Origin of the sequence: Shewanella sp. 4_MG-2023, assembly GCF_030548015.1 — a bacterium.
Lineage (GTDB): Bacteria > Pseudomonadota > Gammaproteobacteria > Enterobacterales > Shewanellaceae > Shewanella.
The window spans coordinates 1-26,974 of sequence record NZ_JAUORL010000015.1 but is presented as its reverse complement, the minus strand read 5'-3'; the positions used below and the strand labels follow the sequence as shown (position 1 = coordinate 26,974).

The 26,974-nt window shown below is 39.8% G+C and carries 24 protein-coding genes and 1 tRNA gene; 15 read left to right on the top strand and 10 right to left on the bottom strand.

All coding sequences use genetic code 11. The features are described from left to right. Positions 1-35: 35 nt before the first annotated feature. Entirely contained in the window at positions 36-2,279 is a 2,244-nt protein-coding gene (locus Q4546_RS10135) for an EAL domain-containing protein (RefSeq protein ID WP_303446219.1), read from the top strand. A gap of 25 nt (positions 2,280-2,304) precedes the next feature. Here the strand turns inward: Q4546_RS10135 and Q4546_RS10130 are convergent, their stop codons facing one another. Both Q4546_RS10130 and ald read right to left on the bottom strand, forming a co-directional pair. After that, on the bottom strand, positions 2,305-2,724 hold the full coding sequence (locus tag Q4546_RS10130) for a secondary thiamine-phosphate synthase enzyme YjbQ (protein WP_102519571.1): 420 nt from the start codon (positions 2,722-2,724) through the stop codon (positions 2,305-2,307). Positions 2,725-3,121: 397 nt separating this feature from the next. Beyond that, positions 3,122-4,237, bottom strand: coding sequence for an alanine dehydrogenase (gene ald / locus Q4546_RS10125; protein WP_102476645.1), 1,116 nt, complete (start codon positions 4,235-4,237; stop codon positions 3,122-3,124). 178 nt (positions 4,238-4,415) lie between these two features. Between ald and lrp the strand changes: the two genes are divergently transcribed. The 6 genes from lrp (at position 4,416) to serS (ending at position 11,767) form a co-directional block, all read left to right on the top strand. Continuing rightward, positions 4,416-4,922, top strand: a complete 507-nt coding sequence (gene lrp, locus Q4546_RS10120) for a leucine-responsive transcriptional regulator Lrp (RefSeq protein ID WP_076537850.1) — start codon at positions 4,416-4,418, stop codon at positions 4,920-4,922. A gap of 244 nt (positions 4,923-5,166) precedes the next feature. Next, positions 5,167-7,935, top strand: coding sequence for a DNA translocase FtsK (locus tag Q4546_RS10115; protein ID WP_303446218.1), 2,769 nt, complete (start codon positions 5,167-5,169; stop codon positions 7,933-7,935). A gap of 174 nt (positions 7,936-8,109) precedes the next feature. Beyond that, positions 8,110-8,748 carry an outer membrane lipoprotein chaperone LolA gene (gene lolA, locus Q4546_RS10110; RefSeq protein ID WP_303413150.1) on the top strand — a complete coding sequence of 213 codons (639 nt, stop codon included), beginning with the start codon at positions 8,110-8,112 and terminating at the stop codon, positions 8,746-8,748. A gap of 6 nt (positions 8,749-8,754) precedes the next feature. Then, positions 8,755-10,086, top strand: coding sequence for a replication-associated recombination protein A (locus Q4546_RS10105; RefSeq protein WP_102437389.1), 1,332 nt, complete (start codon positions 8,755-8,757; stop codon positions 10,084-10,086). Between the two features lies 1 nt (position 10,087). Beyond that, positions 10,088-10,462, top strand: coding sequence for a fluoride efflux transporter CrcB (gene crcB / locus Q4546_RS10100; protein ID WP_076537957.1), 375 nt, complete (start codon positions 10,088-10,090; stop codon positions 10,460-10,462). 18 nt (positions 10,463-10,480) lie between these two features. Next, a complete protein-coding gene (serS, locus tag Q4546_RS10095; protein WP_102437391.1) occupies positions 10,481-11,767 on the top strand; it encodes a serine--tRNA ligase in 1,287 nt (428 codons plus the stop codon). A gap of 100 nt (positions 11,768-11,867) precedes the next feature. Here serS and Q4546_RS10090 read toward each other — a convergent pair whose 3' ends face one another. From Q4546_RS10090 to punR, 6 genes are all read right to left on the bottom strand, one after another. After that, positions 11,868-12,206: a TusE/DsrC/DsvC family sulfur relay protein gene (locus Q4546_RS10090; RefSeq protein WP_303446217.1), complete on the bottom strand. Its 339-nt coding sequence runs from the start codon at positions 12,204-12,206 to the stop codon at positions 11,868-11,870. Next, positions 12,200-12,490, bottom strand: a complete 291-nt coding sequence (gene tusB / locus Q4546_RS10085) for a sulfurtransferase complex subunit TusB (protein ID WP_303446216.1) — start codon at positions 12,488-12,490, stop codon at positions 12,200-12,202. Before tusB ends, Q4546_RS10090 begins: the two co-directional genes overlap by 7 nt. Further along, on the bottom strand, positions 12,490-12,846 hold the full coding sequence (gene tusC, locus Q4546_RS10080; RefSeq protein ID WP_303446215.1) for a sulfurtransferase complex subunit TusC: 357 nt from the start codon (positions 12,844-12,846) through the stop codon (positions 12,490-12,492). The genes tusB and tusC overlap by 1 nt, the downstream gene beginning before the upstream one ends. Before the next feature lie 33 nt (positions 12,847-12,879). After that, positions 12,880-13,269 (bottom strand): sulfurtransferase complex subunit TusD, encoded by a 390-nt coding sequence (gene tusD, locus Q4546_RS10075; RefSeq protein WP_102437399.1) that lies wholly within the window; start codon positions 13,267-13,269, stop codon positions 12,880-12,882. A 97-nt stretch (positions 13,270-13,366) separates the two neighbouring features. After that, positions 13,367-14,026 (bottom strand): Bax inhibitor-1/YccA family protein, encoded by a 660-nt coding sequence (locus Q4546_RS10070; RefSeq protein WP_102437401.1) that lies wholly within the window; start codon positions 14,024-14,026, stop codon positions 13,367-13,369. 265 nt (positions 14,027-14,291) lie between these two features. After that, the gene (punR, locus tag Q4546_RS10065) at positions 14,292-15,194 is read right to left on the bottom strand and encodes a DNA-binding transcriptional activator PunR (RefSeq protein WP_102437403.1); all 903 of its coding nucleotides are present in this window, start codon (positions 15,192-15,194) and stop codon (positions 14,292-14,294) included. A 126-nt stretch (positions 15,195-15,320) separates the two neighbouring features. Between punR and punC the strand changes: the two genes are divergently transcribed. Together punC and Q4546_RS10055 are read left to right on the top strand one after the other, a co-directional pair. Then, positions 15,321-16,583 (top strand): purine nucleoside transporter PunC, encoded by a 1,263-nt coding sequence (gene punC / locus Q4546_RS10060; RefSeq protein WP_303446214.1) that lies wholly within the window; start codon positions 15,321-15,323, stop codon positions 16,581-16,583. 80 nt (positions 16,584-16,663) lie between these two features. Further along, positions 16,664-16,754 (top strand) — tRNA-Ser (locus Q4546_RS10055). A 462-nt stretch (positions 16,755-17,216) separates the two neighbouring features. On the opposite strand, the gene Q4546_RS10050 is transcribed toward Q4546_RS10055, so the two are convergent. Continuing rightward, positions 17,217-17,714: a LuxR C-terminal-related transcriptional regulator gene (locus Q4546_RS10050; RefSeq protein WP_303446213.1), complete on the bottom strand. Its 498-nt coding sequence runs from the start codon at positions 17,712-17,714 to the stop codon at positions 17,217-17,219. A gap of 192 nt (positions 17,715-17,906) precedes the next feature. Between Q4546_RS10050 and Q4546_RS10045 the strand changes: the two genes are divergently transcribed. The 5 genes from Q4546_RS10045 to Q4546_RS10025 are packed head-to-tail and all read left to right on the top strand — an operon-like array spanning position 17,907 to position 24,004. Next, on the top strand, positions 17,907-19,148 hold the full coding sequence (locus Q4546_RS10045) for a TolC family protein (RefSeq protein WP_303446212.1): 1,242 nt from the start codon (positions 17,907-17,909) through the stop codon (positions 19,146-19,148). Further along, on the top strand, positions 19,145-20,176 hold the full coding sequence (locus Q4546_RS10040; protein ID WP_303446211.1) for a membrane fusion-like protein: 1,032 nt from the start codon (positions 19,145-19,147) through the stop codon (positions 20,174-20,176). Before Q4546_RS10045 ends, Q4546_RS10040 begins: the two co-directional genes overlap by 4 nt. Position 20,177: 1 nt before the next feature. Next, positions 20,178-23,231 (top strand): efflux RND transporter permease subunit, encoded by a 3,054-nt coding sequence (locus Q4546_RS10035; RefSeq protein ID WP_303446210.1) that lies wholly within the window; start codon positions 20,178-20,180, stop codon positions 23,229-23,231. Beyond that, positions 23,228-23,533, top strand: a complete 306-nt coding sequence (locus Q4546_RS10030) for a DUF3240 family protein (RefSeq protein ID WP_303446209.1) — start codon at positions 23,228-23,230, stop codon at positions 23,531-23,533. Before Q4546_RS10035 ends, Q4546_RS10030 begins: the two co-directional genes overlap by 4 nt. Positions 23,534-23,593: 60 nt before the next feature. After that, positions 23,594-24,004 (top strand): hypothetical protein, encoded by a 411-nt coding sequence (locus tag Q4546_RS10025; protein ID WP_303446208.1) that lies wholly within the window; start codon positions 23,594-23,596, stop codon positions 24,002-24,004. Positions 24,005-24,142: 138 nt separating this feature from the next. Here Q4546_RS10025 and Q4546_RS10020 read toward each other — a convergent pair whose 3' ends face one another. Next, positions 24,143-25,558, bottom strand: coding sequence for an ankyrin repeat domain-containing protein (locus tag Q4546_RS10020; protein WP_303446207.1), 1,416 nt, complete (start codon positions 25,556-25,558; stop codon positions 24,143-24,145). Between the two features lie 137 nt (positions 25,559-25,695). On the opposite strand from Q4546_RS10020, the gene Q4546_RS10015 reads away from it, so the two are divergent. Next, entirely contained in the window at positions 25,696-26,673 is a 978-nt protein-coding gene (locus Q4546_RS10015; protein WP_303446206.1) for a transposase, read from the top strand. The last annotated feature ends 301 nt before the right edge of the window (positions 26,674-26,974 follow it).

Here is a 26,974-nt window from a genome sequence, read left to right as displayed (position 1 = left end):
ATAAAGCCAGATGGTTTATTCTCAAAAGGAATTTTATGGATAGCGGGCAAACTTTTGCATCACAATCAGCAAACTATGATGTGTTAACAACATGTGCTTCTAATAATGACCGTTATAGCCAAATTCTTACCATGCTCTTAGCGGGTTCCCCATTACGAGAAATTCTCCATTCATTAGTCTTATCAATCGAAGCGCAAAAGATTGGCACCAGAGCGTCAGTGCTATTAATGAGCAATGACAAGAAAAGGTTGTTAACCGGAGCGGCCCCCAGTTTACCGGAACAATATAACCAAGCTATTAATGGCATTGAAATTGGGCCGATAGTCGGTTCATGCGGCGCTGCAGCAGCCACCGGCGAAAGAGTTATTGTTGAAGATATCGCCACTCACCCGAATTGGGCACCTTATAAAGAATTGCCGTTAAAGGCAGGGCTAAAAGCTTGCTGGTCAGAACCCATTATCGACTCTACTGGCAACGTATTGGGCACTTTTGCCATGTATTACGATACCCAAAAGTCACCATCAGCATTGGATCTAGAACTGATTCAAGAAGCCGCTCGATTGGCAAGTCTTGCCATTGAACGAAGCCAAGGACTACACCTACAAACACTCACCAGTAAAATATTCAGTAAACTGCCTATGGGCTTATTGATCGTTAACGAAAACAATACCATTTTGTTTATTAACCCTGAGTTTAAAAGTATCTGTGGCGATATTACTGTTGACTCAGAGAGCTTTGAACCAAAGCGCTTTTTCGAACATTCTCAGCAAGAAAATATCACGTCTTTAATGAAAAACCTTGCTATCGGTAAAACTTGGCAAGGTGAGTTAACAGGCCGCAAACGTAATGGCAAGACCTTTGATGCTGAAGTAACGGTAACCTCATTTAGGGATTACCATGGTGAACAAAATTGTTTTTCTTGGTTAATTGCTGATATCAGTGAACACAAAGATGCCAGCAAGCTTATCCATTTTCAGGCTAATAATGATGCATTAACCCGCTTGGCCAATCGTCGTTATTTTGTTGAGAAAATCTATGATTATGTTTGGCAGCAAGAGCGCAGCAAGCAAACTGGGGTAGGTTGCTCAATCATATTGATGGATATTGATAATTTTAAACTGATAAATGACAGCTTAGGTCATGAGTGTGGTGATCGATTATTAATTGAGGTAACCAAAAGATTAGCCCCGCTGTTTCCTGATATGTGCACTTTTGCCCGAATAGCAGGTGATGAATTTGGCGTGTTCATACAAGGTAAAGTGTCTGCAGACGAACTCATTGAACTTGCCAAACAAATCAATCAAGTTGTAAGCGCTGTTTTTTGGCTTGATCGTAAAGCTATCCAAACTTCTATGAGTATTGGTATCTCACGTTATCCTGAAGATTCTACTGAGGTTGATGCTTTAATTAATTGCGCCAGCCAAGCAATGCATAATGCTAAGCTTAAAGGCCGAAATGGTTATCAATTTTTTGATCAAAGCATGCAGAAAAATGCAGAAAGAACCGCTTTTTTAAACATGGAATTAAACAAAGCCTTAAGTCATGATGCTTTTGAACTGTATTTTCAGCCCATTTTGTCGGCTAAATCGACGCATGTTGATAGCGCTGAAGTGTTACTTCGTTGGCCGCTTAATGGTGAGTTCATTTCGCCAGAAGAATTTATACCTATTGCTGAACAATCAGGGCTGATTGTCCCAATCGGTAAATGGATTAGGCGACAAGCGCTAGATTTAATTTATGACTATTGGCAACAAGGACGTGCGATTAGTTTGTCAGTAAATGTCTCTACTAGTGAATTTATCACTGCAGAGTTACAACAACAATTCATTAGCTTTTTTGAAGAGTATCTGCTGGAAACATCCATAGCAAACTTTCCATTTCATTTATTAACCATAGAAATAACTGAGTCAGTAATGATGGAGCAGCATGAGAAGGTTGAACAGCTGCTGAGTCGATTAAGAAATTGGGGCATCAAAATTTCAGTGGATGATTTTGGTACCGGCTATTCTTCTCTATCCTATTTAGCTAACTTTCCGGTAGATCAAATCAAAATCGATAAAAGTTTTATTCAAAAAATTGAGCAGGGTCCTAGACATAAGGCGCTAGTGGAAGCAATTACGACCATGAGCCATGCACTTGATTTATCAGTCACTGCAGAAGGTGTTGAAACCCAAGCACAGCTGGATTTTGTTAAGCAAAACAATGTTGATGCTATTCAAGGCTACTATTTCTATAAGCCTTTGCCTAAACAGGCGCTCATCGAATTACTCGCACAATAAATTCAGCAATAGTAATACAGTAAAACTACTCTCCTTGTATTGTGACAAGTAGTTTTCTGCTGCCGCCATGATTGCGATGTTCACCTAAATACAGCCCTTGCCACATTCCTAATGCTAATTGACCATGGGTGATGGGTAGGGTTAATTCACAGCCCAGTAAACTTGATTTTAAATGGGCTGGCATATCGTCACTGCCTTCATAAGTGTGGATGTAATATGGTTCATTCTCTGGCGCCACATTATTAAAGTATGCTTCAAAGTCTTGCCGAACAGTTGGATCTGCATTTTCGTTTACAGTAATGGAAGCTGAGGTGTGTTGCAGCAATATGTGCACTAAGCCAATATCAAACCTTGCTAATTCGGGTAATTGAGTTAATACCTCTTCAGTAATTAAATGAAAGCCACGAGCTTTTGGCTTTAATGATATTTGTTTTTGGTACCACATATAAGTCTGCTTTTAATCGCTATTTTGATGATGAATTGTAGTGAATTTCAGCGATTTGACCAACAGTAGAAAGCACTAATTTTAAACATTGTAGTAGGATAATGAACTGTAAGCATAAAGTATGACTAAAATGACTCATATTAGCCATTGTAATTACTGTAACCCTTGCTGAGTGTTGGCTTGAGGTGCTCACTGGTTTTAATTAATAAACGCTAACTAAAATTGCGCATTTTATTAAGTTAGCAAAGTGCTTGCTCAGTGGTGCTGATAAAGTGAACGATTCTGGATGGATATTGCTTGTAAACAGCTTAAGATACAAATTGTTGCATAATTGTTTAATCCATAAAAAAAGCTGCTCATTGAGCAGCTTTTTAGTACTTAAACCATCAGATATTGATTAGTTTAGCAGGCTTGTTGGCTCGGTAAACTCAAGTGCTAATGCTTCAGCAACTTCTTTACAAACAAGCTTTCCGTGGATGACATTTAAGCCATTTAGTAGGTGCTTATCTTGAAGCAATGCAGACTTATAACCTAAGTTTGCAAGCTTAATAATGTAAGGCAGCGTGGCATTGTTTAATGCAAAAGTAGAGGTGCGAGCCACAGCGCCAGGCATGTTTGCAACACAATAATGAACTACATCATCAACGATATAAGTTGGTTCTTGGTGAGTGGTTGCATGAGATGTTTCAACACAACCACCTTGGTCAATTGCGACATCAACAATTGCGCTGCCAGGCTTCATACGGCTAATCATATCGCGGGTCACAAGTTTTGGCGCAGCAGCGCCAGGAACCAGTACACCACCAATGACTAAGTCTGCTTCTAATACGTGGCGTTCAATGGCATCAGCAGTAGAGTAAATGGCTTTAACTGCAGAACCAAATTGTACATTTAAACGACGTAGAGCATCGATGCTACGATCAAGCACAACCACGTCAGCGCCCATGCCTACAGCCATTTGTGCAGCATTAGTACCGACCATGCCGCCGCCAATAATAACTACTTTGGCTGGTTCAACACCTGGAACACCGCCCAGTAACATACCGCGGCCGCCTAGTGATTTTTCAAGTGCACGCGCGCCTGCTTGAATCGACATACGCCCAGCAACTTCTGACATTGGCGCTAATAAAGGAAGGCCACCACGGTCATCTGTTACGGTTTCATAGGCGATACAAACAGCCTTACTTTTTATCAAATCTTCAGTCTGTGGTAAGTCTGGTGCAAGGTGTAAATAAGTGAATAGAATTTGGTCTTCACGCAGCATGGCGCGCTCAATAGCTTGTGGCTCTTTAACCTTCACTATCATATCTGATTGAGCAAACACTTCAGCTGCGGTTGCTAAGATTTCTGCACCGGCATCAATATAATCTTGGTTAGTAAATCCAATGCCAATACCTGCATCTGATTGAACAAATACATCATGACCTTTAATTGTTAATTCACGAACGCTTGAAGGAACCATACCAACACGGTATTCATGGTTTTTGATTTCAGTAGGGATACCAATAATCATTTTGAGCCTCTAATTGATTTTTACTCGTTTTTACGAGCCAGTAGTTATTATATTCGATGACCTGAACGTGCTTATTTCAGGGAAGTCTAGTATAGTGCCCCTGACGCAGTTTATGCTGCTAAACTTTACACATTAAAAGATGAATATGTTGTTTTTGTGCTAAAGCAAGGTTAATAATATGGCAAATAATAAGAAAAATTCTGTGAAAGATTTAGATCGGATTGACCGTAATATCCTCAACGAACTTCAGATTGATGGTCGCATATCAAATGTGGAGTTATCTAAGCGTGTTGGCCTGAGTCCAACACCATGTTTAGAACGAGTTAAACGTCTTGAGAAACAAGGATACATTAATGGCTACACTGCATTAGTTAATCCTCATTACTTAGGTGCATCGTTACTTGTATTTGTGGAAATCACCTTAACTCGAGATACCCCTGATATTTTTGAACGCTTTAACAAAGCCGTTCAGTTGTTAGATGATATTCAAGAATGTCATTTGGTTTCTGGCGATTTTGATTACCTACTAAAAACCCGCGTATCAGATATGTCAGCTTATCGTCGTTTGTTAGGTGAGACATTACTTAAGTTACCATCAGTTTCTGATACTCGTACTTACGTGGTTATGGAAGAAGTTAAGCAAACTAATAAAGTTGCCTTAAATTTATTAGCTGATACTTACTAAATTTAATAACCAATAAAAATAAAGGGCATTGCCCTTTATTTTTTTTGCCAAAAATTTACAGCAAGCTTAATCTTAGGCTTAAAAGTAACCAACTTAAGCCAGATTAAAATTATTTATCTTCTACAGTCATCTATCTGAAAACATTAGGTTGAGCTTGGCATCCGCGCGTTGCATAATCACTGCATACACATTGATATTCTGTTATTGTTATCATTCTTTTTAAATCTTATTTGGGTGTTTTCGTTTGTCTCAGGGAAATAATCTTCAAACACTTAGTGGCCTTCAGCGTCTTTTGGAAGGTGGGTTGATCATTTGTTGCATGACTGCAACTTATATTCTTATTGCACTTAGCAGCTTCGATCCTAATGATCCCGGCTGGAGCCAGTCGCATTTCCAAGGTGAAATCAGTAATCTAACTGGCGCAGTTGGCGCATGGACAGCAGATGTTCTATTTTATTTTTTCGGCTTCATAGCCTATCTCATACCAATAATTATTGCTGCTTCTGGCTGGTTCATTTTTAATCGTACTCACAAGCTGTTTGAAATCGACTATTTTTCTGTCGGTTTAAGGATTATCGGTTTTTTACTGGTGGTATTTGCATTGGCAGCGTTAGCGAGTATGAATGCCGATGACATGTATGTATTTTCTGCTGGCGGAGTGGCAGGGGATGTGATCAGCCAAGCAATGATGCCTTACTTTAATAACCTTGGAACAACTTTATTACTGCTATGTTTTATCGGCGCAGGCTTTACTTTAACTACCGGTATAAGCTGGCTAACCGTTATTGAAAGTACAGGTCTAGCCACTATTTGGTGTGTTAAAAAGATCATTAGTATCCCAAGTTATTTATCAGCTAGTAACGAAACCGAAGATACCCGCGGCTTTATGTCTGTCGTTGATAAATTTAAACAGGACCGTGGTGACGATGCTGGCAACGTAAAGCATGACAAAGCTGAGCTTGATGCTGCAGCAATTGATCTCACTAGTATGCCGCATAATGAGGCTGAAATTACTGCAGCAATAGAAACTGATGAATTAGAAGAAAAACCCTCTCTTTTCAGCCGTATTAAATCGAAAGTGAAACCCAGTCGCGACAAAGAAGAAACTAATTTGGCAGGTGACTTAGAGCAAGATGTAGAGCCAAGCTTTGGCGCTGAAATAGACCATGAGGCTAAATTAACGCCACATAATGGTAGACTTGAACCCAAATTAAACGCCAGCAATGATCACCAAGACGATGATAATTTAACCCCAGCTTGGATCGCATCAGGGGATGCCCCCGCAGCTGATTTCACACAAGCGAATCATCATTTAAGTGAACAGTCTGAGGCTCATGTTAGTCATAGCGACTCGTTAGGTGAAGCATTCAGTCAAGCTAATAGCACAGGTGCAACAGCGACCTCGCAGCCAAACCCTGCCACTACAAAAGCTGTTGATCAAGCGCGTATTGTTGAAGGAATTGTGGTGTTGCCAGGCCAAGAACCCCAAATAGTTTATGGCCAAACTAAAGTTGAAATGCCGCCACTGCCAAGTATCACCTTATTAGATGTACCTGATAGAAAAGAAAACCCAATTACCAAAGAAGAACTAGATATTGTCGCGAGGTTGGTTGAAACTAAGCTGGCTGACTTTAATATTGTCGCTAATGTTGTTGGGGTATTCCCAGGCCCTGTGGTGACTCGATTTGAACTTGAATTAGCCCCTGGTGTCAAAGCCTCAAAAATCACTAATTTGTCGAAAGATTTAGCCCGTTCATTGTTAGCAGAAAGTGTCCGCGTTGTTGAGGTTATTCCAGGTAAAGCCTTTGTGGGTCTTGAATTGCCTAATAAATTCCGTGAAACGGTATTTATGCGCGATGTTTTAGACTCTAAAACCTTTGAAGAAAGTAAATCTGATTTATCCATGGTGCTGGGACAAGATATTGCTGGCGATCCCGTGGTGGTTGATTTAGGTAAAATGCCGCATTTATTAGTTGCCGGTACTACAGGTTCGGGTAAGTCAGTTGGCGTCAACGTGATGATCACCAGTATCTTGTATAAGTCTGGTCCTGATGATGTGCGCTTTATCATGATTGATCCGAAAATGTTGGAGCTTTCCGTATATGGCGGTATTCCACATTTGTTATGTGAAGTCGTCACCGATATGAAAGAAGCGGCTAATGCACTACGTTGGTGTGTTGGTGAAATGGAGCGACGTTACAAGTTAATGTCAGCGCTTGGCGTACGTAATTTAAAAGGTTATAACGCTAAAATTAAATCAGCCATAGAAGCAGGTGAACCGATAGTTGACCCATTATGGAAGTCATCTGAAAGTATGGATGAACAGGCCCCTGAGTTAGAAAAATTACCCTCTATTGTGGTAGTGGTCGATGAATTTGCTGACATGATTATGATTGTCGGTAAAAAGGTTGAAGAGCTGATTGCCCGTATTGCGCAAAAGGCCCGTGCAGCGGGTATACACTTAATCTTAGCCACCCAAAGACCTTCAGTGGATGTCATTACTGGTTTGATTAAAGCAAACGTGCCAACACGTATCGCTTTTCAAGTGTCATCAAGAATTGACTCTAGAACCATTTTAGATCAGCAAGGCGCAGAAACACTACTCGGTATGGGTGATATGCTGTACTTGCCACCAGGTACCAGCGTACCTATTCGTGTCCATGGTGCTTTCATTGACGATCATGAAGTCCATAAAGTCGTTGCAGACTGGCATGCTCGTGGTAAGCCACGTTATATTGAAGAAATCCTTAATGGCGTCAGTGAAGGTGAGCAAGTATTGCTGCCTGGTGAAGCTGCAGAATCTGATGATGATACTGATCAGTTATATGATGAAGCGGTTGCGTTTGTCACTGAAACCCGCAGAGGTTCAATTTCAAGTGTGCAGCGTAAGTTTAAAATTGGTTATAACCGCGCGGCGCGGATTATCGAAATGATGGAAACCCAGGGGATTGTCAGTACACAAGGTCATAATGGTAATCGTGAGGTTTTAGCTCCTCCGCCACCGAGAAACTAACCTCGGACCGAACATAACAATCACTGCGCTTATAGCCAGTTTGGCCAAATAAACCGTTATAATGAAGCCATTAATAATCAACCTTATAAAGAAAAAGCCCTAGTGACAAAAAGCATAGCCACTAGCCTTAAAAGTTTATCGCTAAGAATTAGCAATACAGTATTAGGAATTTATATGAACAAGCGTTTTGCTGTTGTTACAGCCTTAGCATTATTATTGTCAGGCAACGCGTTAGCTGATGAATCAGCGCAATTGCGTGATCGCTTAGCCAAAGCCGATTCATTAAAAGCTGATTTTACCCAGCAAGTTACCGATATAAACAATAAAGTCATTCAGTCAGGTAAAGGGGTATTTGCCCTTGCTTATCCAAACAAATTTTACTGGCATTTAACTGAGCCTGATGAGTCGCTCATTGTGGCTGACGGTAAAGATTTATGGATTTATAACCCTTTTGCTGAAGAAGTTTCAGTCATGGATTTTGCCGATGCTATTGACGCATCTCCAATGGCTTTGTTAGTTCATCGCGATGAAACAACTTGGTCTCAGTATCGTGTTGAGCAAATTCAGCCAGAGTCAGCTAAAGCCTGTTATTCCATTAAGCCCAAAGCGGATGATTCAAGTGTGGTGACTGTCACTGTGTGTTTCAATGAGGCAGAGCTTACTGATTTTAATTTGTTAGATGAGCAAGGCAATTACAGTCAGTTCACGTTAACAAATCAAACCAAGGTTGCGGCAGACGAAAACGGCTTATTTGAATTTACCGTACCGGCAAACGTTGATATTGACGATCAACGTTCAAGCCTAGCTCAGTAGGTTATAGTGTCTACTTTAGGTTTCGATTTTGCCCCAGACTTTCGTCCTTTAGCCGCAAGAATGCGCCCAAGGGAGATAAGTGAGTATGTAGGGCAGCAGCATTTACTCGGTAAAGGGCAACCACTGCGCCAAGCACTTGAGGCCAATCGAGCTCACTCTATGTTGTTATGGGGCCCTCCTGGCACAGGTAAAACCACCTTAGCTGAATTGGTGGCGCATTATGCCAATGCCCATGTTGAGCGGATATCTGCGGTAACCTCAGGCGTTAAAGAAATTCGCGCCGCCATTGAGCAAGCTAAAGCGGTAGCACAGAGCCGGGGTCAGCGTACATTATTGTTTGTGGACGAAGTCCATAGATTTAATAAAAGCCAACAAGATGCGTTTTTACCTTTTATCGAAGACGGTACTGTTATTTTTGTTGGCGCGACCACTGAAAACCCATCTTTTGAGCTCAATAACGCCTTATTGTCTCGTGCCAGAGTTTATTTAATCAATCGCTTAGATGGCGATGATATTGCCGCGATTATCAATCAAGCATTAATGGATACTGAGCGTGGTTTTGGTAAACGTGGTTTTACTATTCCTGAAACAGTAATGCAGCAGTTAGCTTCAATTAGTGATGGTGATGCGCGCAAAGCATTAAATTTACTCGAGTTAATGAGTGACTTGGTTGCTGATAACGGTGAATTTACTCAAGAGATGCTGACGCAAGTCGCTGGGCATCAAATGGCCGCTTATGATAAAAATGGCGATCAATTTTATGATTTGATTTCTGCGGTGCATAAGTCAGTGAGAGGCTCAGCTCCTGATGCTGCTTTGTATTGGTATTGTCGAATACTTGAAGGCGGCGGTGATCCTCTCTATGTTGCACGTAGATTATTAGCTATTGCCTCTGAAGATGTAGGAAACGCCGATCCTACTGCAATGAATATTGCGCTTAATGCTTGGGATTGTTATCACCGCGTTGGGCCTGCTGAAGGTGAGCGTGCTATCGCCCAAGCGATTGTTTACTTGGCCAGTGCGCCAAAAAGTAATGCGGTTTACACCGCCTTTAAAGCAGCAAGAATGCTTGCAAGCGAAACAGGGCATGAATCAGTGCCAGATCACTTACGTAACGCACCGACTCAATTGATGAAAAATATGGGTTTAGGGGCAGGGTATCGCTATGCTCATGATGAACCAGGTGCCTACGCAAATGGGGAGAATTACTTCCCTGAGTCAATAAAAGATAGCCAATTGTATTATCCAACCGAGCGCGGCTTTGAAAAAAGAATCAAAGACAAACTTGCCCATTTAGCAGAACTAGACCGAACCAGTGAGGTAAAGCGCTATGATTAGCATGAGCAATATCATGTTTGTGGCCCTTGGTGGTTCAATTGGGGCTGTTTTTCGTTATCTAATCTCAATTTTCATGCTTCAGCTATTTGGAAGCAGTTTCCCTTTTGGTACACTGTTGGTAAATGTATTGGGATCATTTTTGATGGGTGTGGTTTATGCCATTGGTCAAGCCAGCCAGTTAAGTCCTGAATTAAAAGCCATGATAGGTGTTGGATTGTTAGGCGCCTTAACGACTTTTTCTACTTTTTCCAATGAAACATTATTGCTAATGCAAGAAGGTCTTTTTGCAAAAGCTATTCTCAACGTGTTGTTGAACGTTGTACTGTGTATTTTCATGGTATATGTCGGTCAGCAGCTAGTTTTTTCTCGCATTTAACTATTAAGAATATAAAACATGTTAGATCCAAAATTTTTGCGTAACGAACTTGAAGTCACCGCTGAGCTGTTAGCTAAGCGTGGGTTTATCCTTGATATTAGCCGCCTTACCGCTTTAGAAGAAAAGCGTAAGTCGCTACAAGTGGCCACAGAAGAATTGCAAGCATCCCGAAATGCAATTTCTAAGTCCATTGGTCAAGCAAAGGGTCGTGGTGAAGATGTCAGTGAAATCATGGCTAAAGTAGGGGACTTAGGTGCTCAACTGGATGCGAAAAAATCTGAACTAGCTGAATTGTTAGCTGAGTTAAATGCTATTGCTATGAGCATGCCTAACTTACCAGATGACGCAGTACCAGCCGGTGCTGACGAAAATGATAACGTTGAAGTCCGCACTTGGGGCGAGCCAACTACATTTGATTTCGAAGTAAAAGATCATGTGAAACTGGGTGAAGATCTAGATGGGTTAGATTTTAAAAACGCCGTTAAAATCACCGGTTCTCGCTTTGTGGTAATGAAAGGCCAAATCGCACGCCTAAACCGCGCTGTGGGTCAGTACATGTTAGATCTACATACTGAAAATCACGGTTATTCAGAAATGTATGTGCCATTACTGGTTAACGAAGAAAGCTTATTAGGCACAGGTCAGCTACCTAAGTTTGGTGAAGATTTGTTCCACACTAAACCGGCCACTGAAGAAGGCCAAGGCTTAAGCTTGATTCCAACTGCTGAAGTACCTTTGACCAATGTAGTACGTGACACTATCGTTGAAGAAGCTGATTTACCACTTAAAATGACGGCATTAACGTCTTGTTTCCGAAGTGAAGCGGGCTCTTACGGCCGTGATACTCGTGGTCTAATTCGTCAGCATCAGTTTGATAAAGTTGAACTTGTTCAAATTGTTAAACCTGAAGATTCAATGAATGCGTTAGAAGAGCTAACAGGTCATGCTGAGAAAGTACTAGAAGGGCTAGGCCTTCCATATCGTACTGTGATTTTATGTACTGGCGACATGGGTTTTGGCGCTTCGAAAACTTACGATATTGAAGTGTGGTTACCTGCGCAAAACACCTACCGCGAAATCTCTTCTTGTTCAAACATGAAAGATTTCCAAGCACGTCGTATGCAAGCACGCTACCGTGGTGTTAATGACAAGAAACCAACTTTGGTTCATACCTTAAACGGTTCAGGCCTTGCTGTTGGTCGTACAGTAGTTGCTATCCTTGAAAACTACCAAAATGCAGATGGCTCTATTACCGTGCCTGACGTATTACGTCCGTATATGCGCGGCCTAGAAAAAATAGGCTAAGTCTTCGCTAGCGCTAAGGCGTTATCTGAGCCTAAAAAAAACCAAACATCATGTTTGGTTTTTTTGTGCCGTAAATTTAGCAGGTCTGGTTACATGATAGTTAAAGGCACTTAGCAGGTTTTGGTAAGCCTGCGATTTTAGTCGCCTGTTTAGCTGGGCCCACAGGAAAGAGGGTATAAAGGTATTTTGAATTACCTTTATCAGGCCCTAACGTCTGACCTATGGCTTTCACTAGCACGCGGATAGCAGGGCTTGTCTTGTATTCAAGATAAAAGTTACGCACAAAATTAACCACTTCCCAATGTTGCTCGGTTAATACGATATCTTCACCTGCAGCCAAAATAATTGCCATATCAGGTTGCCAATCAGCAACGCTTTTTAAATAACCTTGAGCATCAACTTCTATTTGTTGCCCATTAAATTCAATTGAATTTACCAAGTAATCACCTTCGTGTGTTTCAATGTAGCCAGTACAAACTGGTCATAATCAATAATTGAGATATTAGCGCTGCTAGGTAAAAGTGCTGTTAAGCCTCGAGCTTGTATATCTTCAGATAATATATAAATCTGTATATCTAGCAATTTTTGCTGCCAATGGCTTTGTAATAAGCAATTAATCGCATCGTCAGCAAGGATGATACTGTCTTTACTAGCGATATAACGTAAGCAGCAATTTAGCGCGTTGTCAGTGGTGGCTGAGGTTTGAATGTGATGTAAAATCATTAGTAAACCACCACTTCATCACTTTGCGCTAATAATTGCTTAATGGCATTGCTATCAGCTAATTGCGCCTCAAAATTAAACTTGTCTTCAGTGATGCCAAATTGTTTTGCTGACTGCTCACACACTAAAACGGTTTCAATATCATAAATATTAAGAGCTTTAAACGTCGATAGATAATCTTTACTGCCGACTAATTCTGGCTGCTGATTTGCTAGCAGGTGCAGCACAGCTTCATCAGTAAAAACCACGCTAACTTGTTGCTCAAAACTGGCACTGAGTAACGCAAAGTCTAAGCCTTCACGGCTGGAACTATTGCCCAACGGGCTTTGTCTGAAAATAACGCAAATTTGCTTCATGTGGTTACCTTGCCAAGCAATTTAAAATCAGCATTAAAAGCACACTAATCGATCTGATGTTTCAATACCTGTGACCAGCTCACCTAAACCACCCATTTCAAATGGGGCGCTAGAATTGAACTGTGATTTAGTGTTTTCGATGGCATCTTGCTGTGACAACACACCGCGGCGCAGCGCTGCTGACACACAATTTATCAACTGAATATTGTGTTCAGTTGCCAAGTTTTTCCATGCTTGGTGCAAGTCATATTCATCAGAGGCAGGACAGATTAATTGGCTACTATTAGTCACGCCGTCTTGATAAAAGAAAATACGCGTAACTTGATGGCCTAATGACAATACACTTGTCGTAAAGCGCAGCGCTCTAAAGCTCGCTGTTGAGCCATAAACCGTGCCATTAACTTGGATAATAAATTTATTCATAACAATAAAAAATGGCTCCTGTAAGGGAGCCATTTTAGCGTAGTAAGTTGATTAATCACAAGGTCAGAACCAAATGAATAATCAAGTAACTTAACGCCTAGTCATCATTACCCATGCCCATCAAGTGTAATAGCGCCATGAATAGGTTGATGAAGTTTAAGAACAACGAAATCGTTGCACGGATATAGTTAGTTTCGCCACCATTTACAATACGGCTTGTATCATAAAGGATTAAGCCTACCATCAACATTGCTACAGCAGCTTGAATAGCCATAAATGCAACACTGTTACCAACAAACATGTTGATCAGTGATGCGCCGATAACCACAATCAGACCAGCAAAAAGGAAGCCGCCCATGAAGTTGAAATCTTTCTTAGTGCTAATTGCATAAGCTGATAAAGAAATGAAGATAACAGAGGTTAAGCCAAACGCTTGCATAATAAGTTCAGGGCCGTTAGCTAAACCTGCGTAGTGGTTTAAAATGTATCCTAATGATGCACCTTGCATACCCGTAAAGGCAAAAATCCATGCAAGCCCTGAAGCATTGTCTGCTTTTTTCAGGGTCACCATCATCACCACGATACTACCAAGTGATAGTCCGATTGACATGAAAGGGCCAATGTTCATCATCATTGCTACACCAGCCATTACAGCGGCAAAGGCAAGCGTCATCGACAATAGCATGTAGGTATTTTTGATCAGTTTATTGGTTTCCATCGTTGTAGCTTGATGGCCCGATAAAGTTTGTTGATTCATAACAGTCTCCATAGACTCGAAAAAAACTGTAATGACGCAATAAGAGTCACTACAAAAGATATTTATTAAATTATTTAGATTTATAATACCTTAGCTTTAACACAGCTTAAAGGTATATAAGTGTCACTGTCATGTTAACTATTATTTAATGACACATGTTCATATAAAAATTGTCCTAAACAACATTTTTACTAAGAAAGCTGAACTGAACATTAAATTATCATTACAACTTGTTAATAATGTCATCAAGATGCTGGCTTTGTGGTTATGCGAGCCACTCTTGATGTAACTTATCGGTATCACCTAAGTATTCTAAAACCCACTCAAGTGCAGGTGACATCTTTTCTTGATTCCACGCTAAACAGCAAGGGCTTGCATTTCTTGGATGTTCTAAGGTTTTTTCAATTAATACCCCAGAGTCGATAAAGGGTTTTGCAAGGTTTCTAGGCATATAGCCGATACCTGAGCCATCACGGAAACAATTGAACGCTCTTATCCAGTCTGGTACCACTAATCGCCGCTGATTGGCCAGCAACCAAGTTGTGCGTTTGGGTATTTCCCTTGAAGTATCTTCTAAACAAATAGAGGGATAGATGCGTAATTCATCGTCTGTTAATGGGCGATCAATTTCTGCTAGAGGGTGGTTACGACTGACTAAAAACGACCATTGAATCTCGCGCATATCTTTATACTGATATACGCCGCCCACAGGGATAGCTGTGGTTGCACCTATGGCGATGTCACTGCGACCTGTTGCTAATGCTTCCCAGACCCCATTAAACACCTCAATACGGATGATGAGTTCAACATCGTCAAAGTGACGATAAAAGTCTGCAATTAGTACACTAATACGATCAGCGCGGACAATATTGTCTAAAGCGATAGACAGGGTGGGTTGCCAGCCATTAGCGACACGTTGAGTGCTACGCTTTAAGTCATTCATGTCACCCAATAGCTCTCTTGCGTGGGCGACAAAATGTTTACCGGGTTCCGTTAAGCTGACACTGCGATGATGCCTTTCAAACAAAATGACACCAAGTTCATCTTCGATTTGTTTTACGGCATAACTGACTGCTGAAGGAACTTTGTGTAATTGATTGGCTGCTGCCGTGAAACTACCTAAGCGAGCGACAATGTCGATCATTTCCAATGCTTGTTCTGAAAGCATAGCTTGCTATCCTTTGCTGTGAAAATTTATGAATGCAGTCATCAAAACTAAACGTTTCACATTGCTTTTGCAAGTGATTAGACTGCACGCTGATTTTTAATTAAGCCACTTTCGGACACTTTTTTTATGAAAAAAGCATCATCTACCTCTGCCAATGTGCAGTACTTTATTTTATTAGGCTACTTAGCACTGTTAAGTATGCTGGGCTTTATTGCCACCGACATGTATTTACCTGCATTTCAAAACATAGCTGACTCATTTGATACCAGCTTAAACAACGTCGCTTTTTCATTAACGACTTTCTTAGCGGGTTTAGCTATCGGCCAATTACTTTATGGTCCATTAGTTGAAAAAGTAGGCAAACAAAAAGCCTTAATAATTGGTTTAGTTATCTTTGCAGCAGCCAGCGCCTTAATTGTCGCCAGTAACTCGATTATTATGCTTAATATCGCACGTTTTTTCCAAGCGATAGGTGCCTGTAGTGCTGGTGTAATTTGGCAAGCTATTGTCGTTGAAAAATATGATGCTGAAAAAGCGCAAAAAGTGTTTTCAAACATCATGCCTTTAGTTGCGCTATCACCTGCTGTTGCACCTCTCATTGGTGCATCAATTGTTGATACATTTGGCTGGCGTGCAGTTTTCATTACTTTAGTAATACTTGCGGTTTTGCTTATCGTTATGACCAAGCTGTTAGTTGCACCAGAGAACAAACAAGCAGAACCACAAGAAAACATCAGCTATAAAACCATCTTAAAAAACACCCGATTTTTAGGTAACGTGGTTATATTTGGTGCATTGTCTGCAGCATTCTTTAGTTATTTAACGGTATGGCCAAGTGTAATGATTAAATTTGGTTATGAAGCTAAAGCCATTGGGTTAAGCTTTATTCCACAAACCATCATGTTTATCGTGGGTGGTTACATGAGCAAAGTACTTGTTAAAAAATTCGGTACCACACAGGCGCTTAACTATTTGTTGGGACTGTTTTTCTTTTGTGTTGCAACCATTGCAATAGCGACTTTGGTAATCCCAATGGAATCAATTTATCCGCTATTGGTAACCTTCTCATTACTTGCTGCAGCTAACGGTGCGACTTATCCTTTGGTCGTCAACAATGCCTTACAGCAGTTCAGTAAAAATGCCACCAAAGCTGCAGGTTTACAAAACTTCCTTCAGATTGGTATGGCGTTCGGCGCATCAAGTATTGTCGCGATGTTCGTACAATATAATGAAGTGACTATCGGTTTAGGTATCGTATTGAGTGCTGTTGTTGCTTACTTAGGCTATTTATTGTCAAAGCATGATAGTTGGGCTTCAGTAACAAATAACTTCATAAAGCCAGATCCTGCTAGCATCGCACTTCACGCTAATAAAAACAGCGCAGATTGATGCTAACTTAAGCAAACAGTAAAGAATCTTAAATTTATGCTTTACAGCAGCGAGTGAGATAGCTATTATCTCGCTCGTTCGGAGAGATGGCAGAGTGGTCGAATGCACCGGTCTTGAAAACCGGCATGGGTTTGTAGCCCATCTAGGGTTCAAATCCCTATCTCTCCGCCATATTCAAGACAAAAGGCTCATCAGTAATGATGAGCCTTTTTTCGTTTAACTTACTAATATTATTGAATATATACACAATAAAAACAAAATAGCTTTGTTGGCAGAGTTTGAAATAGCTATTTTTTAAGCACTTATCTGCCGTTTCAGGATTGACTCAGTCAATGTCCCTGCTTTTTTTATCAGTAGAGTCCCCCCAATAGTGTGTACTTCACACGTATCTGTTTAGACAAATAGTTACGCGATAAAGGCTTTCCTTATGATATTAAAGTGTCTTTGTTTACTCACGCCAGAGCTAGAGTCACATTAGTAATAAATAGACGCAATATAAATGTCGCAGGCACGCTGAAAAAATCATCAATACCATAGACCATCAAACCTGTATTAATGACTTTATTCGTTATGTTGATGAAATGATTTACACGCTCGAGCGCAGGTCCTCAATAGCTTAAGCTACCTATATAACTATTCTTGAATAAAGTCTTCCATAAACCATGCACAGAGAGTGTGGCGACCATCTACTTGAGCTTTGCTGTAAATATTGGAAGCTTGTTGGCGGACCGTTTTTTCTTTTGTGAGTCGAACTTCGGCAATCTCTTTAAAACTCAGCCCCTTTAGCAGTAAAAGAGCTACCTGTTGTTCACTTTTAGTAAAACTCCAAGAGTCAAATTGAGCTGCGATGGTTTGGCTGTATTCTTGTCTAGCAGCACGCATTTGGCCCGACATATTATTAATCTGCTTATCTGCACTCGCTAATTTAGATCTTAGGGCTTTTACTTGGCGAGAGCTTCGAATTAGATCAAAGCCTAAATAAATGCTACCGATTATTGTAAGTAGTACAAGAACACTTTCTTGTGCAATGTGCCAAGCAGGAATATCAAGCTGTAAATCAGCAAAGATGTCAAATAGTTTAAACATTGTTATCAGTAGCAATAATACAATAATGAATACATCTTTTTTCATGAGATAAATCCTACAACTCGTAACTGGTAATAAATGAAGCCCAAAAAATAGTATTTATTTTAATATAATAAAATCATTAGCTTGGGCTATGGTACATATGTACTATAAAGGCTTTTATGATACATTTTCCCCATGTGCTTTAACATTTAAGTGATTAATATGAGTATACATTTTGGGTTATAGAAATCACTTATGTTTGCTATTAAGTTTAGTATCAAGTTATGTATCCTCATCGTTTTAACTAGTGGCACCTATAGTTTTGCAACTCCTAGTAATGAATTGTCTAAGCTGCTGGAAATCAGTCGAAACAGATTAAACGTGACGCAACTTAACGGAACACCATTAAATGATGGTAGAGCGTTTGAATTGACTAGTTCGACTTGGTTAACAGGGTTACCAAGCATCAGCTTAAGTTACCTTGGTAGTCTTGATAATAGTAACATTTACGAGCAAGAAGTATCACTTAACTTACCAATCAAGTCATTCGGTTTACATAATAGTGATAAACGACTAAAAAAGTTGACGCTGGAACTTGAAGGTCAGCAAGTTGCGTTACAGAAATTGTACTTATCTGGATTACTCAGACAAAGCATATGGGATTACCGCATAGCATCAGTGAAAATAAAACAGCTAAACCGTAAAGCAAAATTATTAGACAAGCTATATGTTCAGCACAAGCAACTTTCTGATGCGGGAGAATTGCCTAAAGTGAATATATTGCTACTGGAACGAGAACATGTAGATATTGATTTAGATCAAATTGTTCTTAAGCAACAACAGAGTGAAGCTCTTTCTCTTTTTAATTCAGTTACTGGTTTGAGCGTTATACCGCAGAAAATTAATGAACAATATCGTGAAATTACTGAAGCTAATTTAAGTATCCATCATGGGATTAATGATGCATTAATCCAACATCCCTTATGGCAAATTCAATCATTACGGCAGCAACAACAACTGTTGATCATTAAAAGCCAGCAAGCAGGAGAGCAGGATTCATGGACATTATCCTTAACTGCTAAAGAAACCGCTGACGATCAATTTAATGACCAACAATTAGGTTTGGGAATTAGTATACCGATTAGCTTGGGATCAGCATTATCACAAAGTGAACTTTCTATTTGGCAAAAAGACCATCAAGAACAGAGTTTAAATAGTGAGCGTACCTATCTTGAATTAAAGACCCAAACAGAAAAGCTAGCTATGAAACAGCAAAACCTCAGGAAGCAACAGTTATTGTTACAGCGTGGTGTCTCGCTGAGTCGGACAATTACAGAAGATTTAGCCAAAGTTAAAGACCAGAGTCAAATTAGTTATGAAATTTGGCTGCGTCGTTATATGGATGCACTTGATACTGAATCACGTTTATTACTAAACCAAATCACTCAGCAGCAACTCCACTCTCAACAACTGCAAGCTTTAGGAATTTCATTATGATGGCCAAATTTGGCGTTAGCCTTGTGTGTATACCTTTGTGTTTATCTGCTAGCTTCGTGTGTGCGAAGACTATATCACTTGCAGAGTTGGGTAGTTTAGAACTTAAGTACACGCAGCCACAGAAAGGTGTAAGTTATGAAGGGAGTTCACTTCCAGCCCAAATAGAACGATTACCTGGTAATGATTATTGGGTCAGAACACCTGAAAATATTCAACAGGTAACTTACTTAGTCGCCCAGGGCCAAGCTGTGACTAAAGGGCAAGCTATTGTAAGGTTAACAGGGCCAGAAATATTTCATTTTCTTGCTCAAATTGAGGCTACCAAAAGTCTGTTTGATCTATCTAAGCAACGTTATGAACGCAATAAATCCTTATTAAAAACGAATAGTATTAGTATTGATAAATGGCGTGAGATCAGTCAAGACTATCTCAGCACTCAACTTAAATACCAACACATGCAGCACTTTATGGAACTGGTTGAAAGTATTGATACTTCTACAGAGTCATTAGTCATTAGAGCTCCAATAGCAGGTATAGTTAATCTTACTAACCTTAGTAGCTCATATAATGCAGGTGCAGCGTTATTTTCTTTGATTCCAGCAGATAGTATTCGTATTAAAATTAATGTGCCTATGAATCAATCTACCTCACTGTCGGCAGTAAATATTAACCAATGTCATGTTTCAATAGACGAAGTTTCAGCCATTGCAGATGGTGTTTTTTTAACTGCTTGGTCAATGCCAGTTCCTCTAGGTTGTAACTTATTACTAGGACAACAAATTACCGTTATTCCTGAATATCAAAAAGCAGTGTATTTATTACCTAAAACTAGCGTATTTAGTTGGCAACAAGAGACCCAAATTTTTACCAAAACAGCATCGATATTATCGGCACTCACTATCGAGGTTCTAGGTTCTACTTCTAATGAATATATAGTTGCTAGCGATCAAGACTTAAGCAATATTTATGTATTAACTCAATCTGTTGCAGCAGTAAAAGGGATACTACTTGGCTTGGGAGGCGAATAATATGCTCGCTTCCGTGATTAGATTCTCTCTCACTCAGCGCCTATTCGTTTTAATTGTTGCGCTAATATTAATATTGGCAGGCGCTAGAGCTTGGTTTTCAATTCCTCTTGACGCTTTTCCTGATATTTCACCCACCCAAGTTAAGATTATTTTAAAAGCGCCAGGGATGACTCCCGAAGAAATAGAAGCACAGATCACTGTACCTATTGAAACAGAGTTATTAGGAATACCTCATCAGGCAATTTTACGTTCCACGACCAAATATGCTATCAGCGATATCACCCTTGATTTTACTGAAGGTACTGATATCTATTGGGCAAGGCAACAGGTGAGTGAACGACTTGCTGCTGTGTGGGATAGCTTTCCTCAGGAGGTTTCTGGAGGGGTCGCACCGATGAGTACGCCGCTGAGCGAAATATTTATGTTCACACTCGAAAATCCTAATTTATCTTTGATAGAACGTAGGCAGTTATTAGAGTGGGAAGTTCGCCCATTGTTACGTACCGTAGCAGGTGTCGCTGATGTGAATATTTTAGGCGGGTACGCTAAGAGTTTTAGTATTAGCCCCAATCCTTCAGCTATGGCTGCTGCAGGGGTAAGTTTTTCGTTACTGCAACAAGCTATTACCGAGAATAACCACAATGAAGGTGCCGGTAAGCTGACAATCGGCACTGATACAATTATCGTACGTGCTGAAGGTCGAATTGATGATATAGATGAACTGAGACAATTGGTGATAAAAGCCGATAATGCCAAGGTGTATCGTCTTCGAGATTTAGCTGATATTGAAGTAGGTCACTTAGCTCGTTACGGAGCGGTGACCAAGGACGGAGAAGAAGCTGCTGAAGCGTTAATTATTGCGCTTAAAGATGCTAATACTGCCCAAGTGGTCGAAAGTATAAAAGAAAAGCTTGAACAGATAAGTACAACATTACCAGAAGGCAGTGTTATCAATACTTTTTATGATCGGGCGAATCTTATAAATACAGCGATTGATACCATATCAAGTGCATTGTTTGAAGCTGTAGTTTTAGTCATTGTGCTTTTAGCTTTATTCTTAGGGAATGTGAGGGCAGCCTTAGTGGTGTCATTGTCTTTGCCCCTTGCTGCATTGATGACATTTCTCATGATGGATCTATTCAACCTCTCAGCTAACCTCATGAGCTTGGGTGGATTAGTTATTGCTATTGGTATGCTAGTCGATTCCTCTGTGGTAGTGGTTGAAAACATGGTAAATCTCATCGCAACCAAACAGCGTTTACCTCGTTTACATCTTATCTATCGTGCTACAAAAGATGTCGCTATTCCAGTGGTCTCTGGCACTATAATTGTGATGATTGTATTCTCGCCACTACTGACATTAACTGGTTTAGAAGGGAAACTATTTACTCCTGTAGCAGTTACAATAGTGTTTGCAATGCTGTCTGCTTTAATATTATCGCTGACAGTCATCCCAGTTGTAGCCTCTTACTTGGTCAATGAAAAAAGTGCGCAGGAACCGAAGGCAATCGAGAAACTAAAAGCGACATACCTCACCAGTCTTAAAATCATATTTGTTCACAAAAAGTCTTTTATCGTTGTCGTCTTTACGCTACTGGTTGTTAGCCTAGGATTGTTTAGCTTGGTTGGAAAAACCTTTATGCCGACTTTAGATGAAGGTGACATTATTTTGCAGTTAGAGAAATCTCCTTCCATCTCACTTGAAGCATCTATCGCAATTGATAAGCAAATCCAACAGACCTTACTAACTCAGGTTCCTGAAATTAAACAGATGGTTGCACGTACAGGATCTGATGAAATTGGTTTAGACCCAATGGGTCTGAATGAAACCGATGTATTTTTGGAGCTTGCGCCACGGAGTGAATGGCGTTTTGCGCATAAGGATCAATTAATAGATTCTATTCGTACTGAACTGGTTAACTTTCCTGGGGTGAACTTTAATTTCACTCAACCTATCCAAATGCGGGTTTCAGAAATGCTTACCGGAAGTATCGGTGATGTTGCGATTAAGGTATTTGGGACTGACATCGATACACTTGGAAAACTAACATCTCAAATAGATGCATTAGTGAAAATGACGAAAGGGAGTATTGATGTCAAAATGTCTATGATTGAAGGAAGTCCTTTTATTAATTTAACCTTAGATAATGAACAAGCCCGCGGTTTTGGCATGAGTACAATAGAGTTTGCTCGATATCTAAAAAGCCAACTGGAAGGGGTTGTAGTTTCTGAAGTGCTGCAAGGTAAGAAGCGCACGCCAATATTGATAGCGAATAATAGAGACGGAATTAGTAGTGTTCATGAGTTACAAAATCAATTGTTGGTTATGCCTGATCATTCACTTAAACGTCTTACCGATGTCGCCAAGTTAAGCTATAAAGAAGGACCTATTTTAATCGAAAGAGAGCAAGGTGATCGCTTCTCAGTTATTACTACTAACGTAGAGGGGCGCGACATTGTTAGTTTTGTTGAAGAACTCAACGTTAAGATCTCGAATGAAATAAAGCTTCCTAGTGGATACAGTGTCAGTTTTGGCGGAGAGTTTGAAAACCAACAACGTGCTACCAATAATTTATTACTCGTAATTCCAATTGCAATAGCGTTAATCACTCTGATTTTATTCACAACTTTTGGTTCATTGGCTAAATCTGGTCTAATACTCGCTAACGTTCCATTTGCCATGATGGGCGGCATTGTGAGTTTATATTTCTCAGGTGAATACCTGTCAGTTCCTGCCTCGGTTGGCTTTATTGCGCTATTAGGTGTGGCTGTGCTTAATGGTGTTGTTATGGTGAGTTATTACGAACAGAGCAAACATTTGTTCAGTGATTTATTAGTCCGAGTAGAACAAGGCGCAGCTAGACGGTTGCGACCTATATTAATGACTGCAACTACAGCCATGTTTGGCTTAATGCCATTAGTATTTGCATCAGGTCCAGGTGCAGAGATTCAAAAACCCTTAGCCATTGTTGTCATTGGAGGATTATTGACATCAACAATCACCACACTTTATTTATTGCCCATCCTTTATTACTGGCTGGAGAAACGCCAATGATTACACAGCAATTATTAGTGCTTATTGCCCAAAACGATATCAAGGACGATATTGTGGATACTCTTATCGAACTAGATTTTTTATCAGGTTTTAGTCTCAGTAATATTTGTGGTTTTAGCCGTGAGCACAGCCATTTTAATATTAAAGAGCAGGTTGAAGGTTATCGTGAGTTTTATAAATTTGAAATTATGCATTCAGATGATAATCAAGAAAAATTGTTGAGCGCTTTGTCTACAGTTTGTCAGCATAACCCTTGTCGATACTGGATTACACCAATAGTAAATTCAGGTACGTTGTGTTAAATAATATTATCTAATTATCAATAGCTTAATTTTCTGCTTAGCCAAGAATGAGGTATTTAAATGAAGATGGACAAATATTTATTGATGCTTATTTTACTGGCTGTAAATGCAGTTTCTGCCAATGAGATAACTCAAGGTCGTAGTGGTGTAACGGCTGAGTTTATTGAGGCTACACCGTGCAGGATGAAAATCACCTTTGATAAGAGTGTAACTTTAGATTCAATAACTATTAAGGATAATGATGGTTTCCTGCTTGTATTAGATACTCAAGTGCCTGAGGGTGGCAATACCATATTTTCTTTTGAAATACCTAAGCTAACTCCTGCTGATTATCAAATCTTATGGACAGGACTGGAAGTAAATAACGTCCTAAAGCATGGAAATATTAAGTTAGCTATTCAAGATGATGACATATATCCGCGACCAGCCAAAATGAAGTTCGGAATATTACATCGAAAATGGAAACATTAGGCTTTATCAGAATCAAAGAAGTAACAGTGTGAGCTAAATATCATTATCTTCTCTCTAATTAAGAGCTGATTAAAACGTAATTTAACTTTGATAAAGCGAACGCTCAATTCAAGGTTACGATAAGGATGTTGTGGTCAATTAATATTGGCTAGGTTCTGAGCAATCATCAGCATTTAAGTTAGTATCCTGTTCACATAATAATTTTACAACGTCATTATTGCCTTTTTGCTTGGCGCGCATAACTGCGTTTCTACCTTTATTATCTACTGCATTAATATTTGCTCCTTGAGATAATAATAACTGCATGACAGCCATGTGTTGATGTTCAGCTGCATATAACAGCGCTGTAAAATGCTTTTTATCAAATAGGTTTACCTGTGCACCATGGGAGATAATTTTTTGCACCGTGTTAAGCTGATTTTTTTCTGCTGCGGCCATTACTGGCGAAAAGTCATCACTATTTGTGCCATTAACATCAGCTCCGTTATCGAGTAAAAGGTCAATCGATTCTTGATCGTTATATTCAATGGCAAGTAGCATAGGTGTCATCTTACTTACGCTGCTTTCTATTTCGGTTTCGGCCCCATGTGACAACAGTAAACTAACCATTTTGATATTACGGGTTGCAATGGCATATAAGAGTGGGGATGTGCCGCTATTATCCTGGGTGTTAATATCGGCTCCATTACTAAGCAAAATTTTCACAATTTGTAGGTGTGATCGATTGGCTGCCCAATTAAGTGCTGTATGTCCTGTTTTGTCATTTAAATTTACGCTTGCACCGTGTTCTAGCAGAGAATTAACCATTTCAATATGACCACTTAAAGCGGCTAACATTAATGCTGTTCGTCCTATTCTATCCTTGGCTCTAGCATCGGCGCTTGCTCCATTTTTTAGCAGTATATTTACGGTTTTTACATCGCCAAAAGCTGCGGCATGAAGTATTTTTTTACGTTGTTCATTTATCATTTTACGTGAGTTTACAATATATTGTGGAGCCTCAATTAGCGATGAGCTCATTTGTAATTGATTATTTTGCGACGGTATTGCATCAATCATTTTTGTCATAATTTGTGGTGGTTTTGCATATTGTTGCTTTTGTGGAAAAGCTGTGCCTCCTTGTTCTCGGTAACCAGGAAAACCAATACCTATACTATTTATTTGATTATGATCTTTTATTAATTCAGTATCTTGGGTATTGTCAGTCGATTGCTTTTTAGTTGAATACTCTTCATTAAGCTGGGAATTCCGTTGGAATTGGCACAACATCACTTTAGGCATATTTTTCTGATAATCGTGATAATCGTGATAATCGTGATAATCGTGATCGAGTGCTTTATTGCTTTGTTTGCTGGCGAAACGAGTTCCAGAGCTAATAGCTGAGCTTGAAGTTGGCATAGTCACTGGTGTTTTACCTAGTGTTGTTGATTGGATTACTGTTGCTGGTGACGTTTTTGATGTTTGAATTAGTTCGTTATTTTCATCCGCGAATGATGTAGTAACCGTAGAGGAGAAAATAATAGTCACGATAATGATGTTTATTATGATGCACATTAGCTATTCCTATTTTCTCTGTTTGTAATTAACATGGCCACCCATTGTTTGTAATTAACATGGCCACCCATTCTAGTTGGCTAAATGTTAAACACCCTACTAGGCTTTAGTTATTGCTCATTACTTGGTGATTGAAGATGGCCAGACCTAGAAAAACACTCGTGAGCTTAGAAGACACCCCTTACTATCACTGCTGTACGCGGGTGGTGCGCAAAGCATTTTTGTGTGGATTTGATAAGTCGACTGGTGATAACTATGAACATCGCCGAGAGTGGGTTGATTCGCGTATTATTGAATTGGCGACGATTTTTGCGATTGATATTTGTGCTTATGCCGTGATGAGTAATCATTTACATGTCGTGCTTAAAGTCGATGTGGATAAAGCCAAAGAATGGTCTGATATTGATGTACTTACCCAATGGCATAAATGCTTTAAAGGCACTCTGTTGACGCATAAATTTGTTAAAGCTGAAGTCCTTAATGAGTTTGAATTAAAGACGGTTAATGATTGTATTGGGCTATATCGAGAACGTTTAACCGATATTAGTTGGTTTATGCGTTCCTTGAGTGAACCCATTGCTAGAATGGCCAATAAAGAAGATAAGTGTACAGGCCGTTTTTGGGAAGGGCGGTTTAAATCTCAAGCCTTGTTAGATGATGCGGCCGTACTCGCCTGTATGGCGTATGTTGATTTGAATCCAATTCGCGCGCAAATGGCTGCAACACCTGAAACTTCAGATTACACAAGTATTCAGCGTCGCATTAATTCAGCTATAAACGGTGAGCAACCAAAAGCGTTGCTTCCCTTTGTGGGCAATGAGCGTTTAGATATGCCCAATGGTTTAATGTTTAGCGTCAAAGATTACATTGTGCTGGTTGAAGATACTGGGCGGATTATTCGTGATGATAAACGTGGCGCCATCAGCGCGAGTAGTCAGGATATTCTCAATAGATTGAATATACCAGCTGAAAACTGGTTAAAAATCACCACTGAGTTTGGCGCTTTATTCAAAGGTGCGGTGGGGGCGTTGCCTGCATTAACAGATTATTGTGAGCATTTAGACCTAAAACGACGACAAGGTGCAGCTAACTGTCAGCGCTGGTTGTGCGCTTAATACACCATTTCTTAATTTCAAATAAAAGCATTTCCCACTTGATAGATATCAAGCTTTTTTGCTGTGTTGAATTTAGTTTATGAGTGAATTTTGGTGATTAATGATGAAATATTCAGTCCTTTGGCAGGAATAATCCCATCAGTAAATGAATGTTGGTGTTGGCAACTCAAAATGAAAGGCGTTATGTTATAACTTCAAAATAATGGGTGGCTATGTATTATGTCCAAATAAAAGCATTTCCCACTTGATAGATATCAAGCTTTTTTGCTGTGTTGAATTTAGTTTATGAGTGAATTTTGGT

Bases quoted from the DNA above. Each gene is read 5' to 3' on its own strand.
- Q4546_RS10070 (WP_102437401.1), bottom strand. From the start codon at position 14,026: ATGAATCAACAAACTTTATCGGGCCATCAAGCTACAACGATGGAAACC.
- Q4546_RS10030 (WP_303446209.1), top strand. From the start codon at position 23,228: ATGATTACACAGCAATTATTAGTGCTTATTGCCCAAAACGATATCAAG.
- Q4546_RS10045 (WP_303446212.1), top strand. From the start codon at position 17,907: ATGTTTGCTATTAAGTTTAGTATCAAGTTATGTATCCTCATCGTTTTA.
- Q4546_RS10015 (WP_303446206.1), top strand. From the start codon at position 25,696: ATGGCCAGACCTAGAAAAACACTCGTGAGCTTAGAAGACACCCCTTAC.
- tusC (WP_303446215.1), bottom strand. From the start codon at position 12,846: ATGAAGCAAATTTGCGTTATTTTCAGACAAAGCCCGTTGGGCAATAGT.
- Q4546_RS10020 (WP_303446207.1), bottom strand. From the start codon at position 25,558: ATGTGCATCATAATAAACATCATTATCGTGACTATTATTTTCTCCTCT.
- serS (WP_102437391.1), top strand. From the start codon at position 10,481: ATGTTAGATCCAAAATTTTTGCGTAACGAACTTGAAGTCACCGCTGAG.
- punC (WP_303446214.1), top strand. From the start codon at position 15,321: ATGAAAAAAGCATCATCTACCTCTGCCAATGTGCAGTACTTTATTTTA.
- lolA (WP_303413150.1), top strand. From the start codon at position 8,110: ATGAACAAGCGTTTTGCTGTTGTTACAGCCTTAGCATTATTATTGTCA.
- ald (WP_102476645.1), bottom strand. From the start codon at position 4,237: ATGATTATTGGTATCCCTACTGAAATCAAAAACCATGAATACCGTGTT.
- Q4546_RS10025 (WP_303446208.1), top strand. From the start codon at position 23,594: ATGAAGATGGACAAATATTTATTGATGCTTATTTTACTGGCTGTAAAT.
- tusD (WP_102437399.1), bottom strand. From the start codon at position 13,269: ATGAATAAATTTATTATCCAAGTTAATGGCACGGTTTATGGCTCAACA.
- Q4546_RS10050 (WP_303446213.1), bottom strand. From the start codon at position 17,714: ATGAAAAAAGATGTATTCATTATTGTATTATTGCTACTGATAACAATG.
- Q4546_RS10135 (WP_303446219.1), top strand. From the start codon at position 36: ATGGATAGCGGGCAAACTTTTGCATCACAATCAGCAAACTATGATGTG.
- Q4546_RS10040 (WP_303446211.1), top strand. From the start codon at position 19,145: ATGATGGCCAAATTTGGCGTTAGCCTTGTGTGTATACCTTTGTGTTTA.
- punR (WP_102437403.1), bottom strand. From the start codon at position 15,194: ATGCTTTCAGAACAAGCATTGGAAATGATCGACATTGTCGCTCGCTTA.
- tusB (WP_303446216.1), bottom strand. From the start codon at position 12,490: ATGATTTTACATCACATTCAAACCTCAGCCACCACTGACAACGCGCTA.
- Q4546_RS10130 (WP_102519571.1), bottom strand. From the start codon at position 2,724: ATGTGGTACCAAAAACAAATATCATTAAAGCCAAAAGCTCGTGGCTTT.
- Q4546_RS10035 (WP_303446210.1), top strand. From the start codon at position 20,178: ATGCTCGCTTCCGTGATTAGATTCTCTCTCACTCAGCGCCTATTCGTT.
- lrp (WP_076537850.1), top strand. From the start codon at position 4,416: ATGGCAAATAATAAGAAAAATTCTGTGAAAGATTTAGATCGGATTGAC.
- crcB (WP_076537957.1), top strand. From the start codon at position 10,088: ATGAGCAATATCATGTTTGTGGCCCTTGGTGGTTCAATTGGGGCTGTT.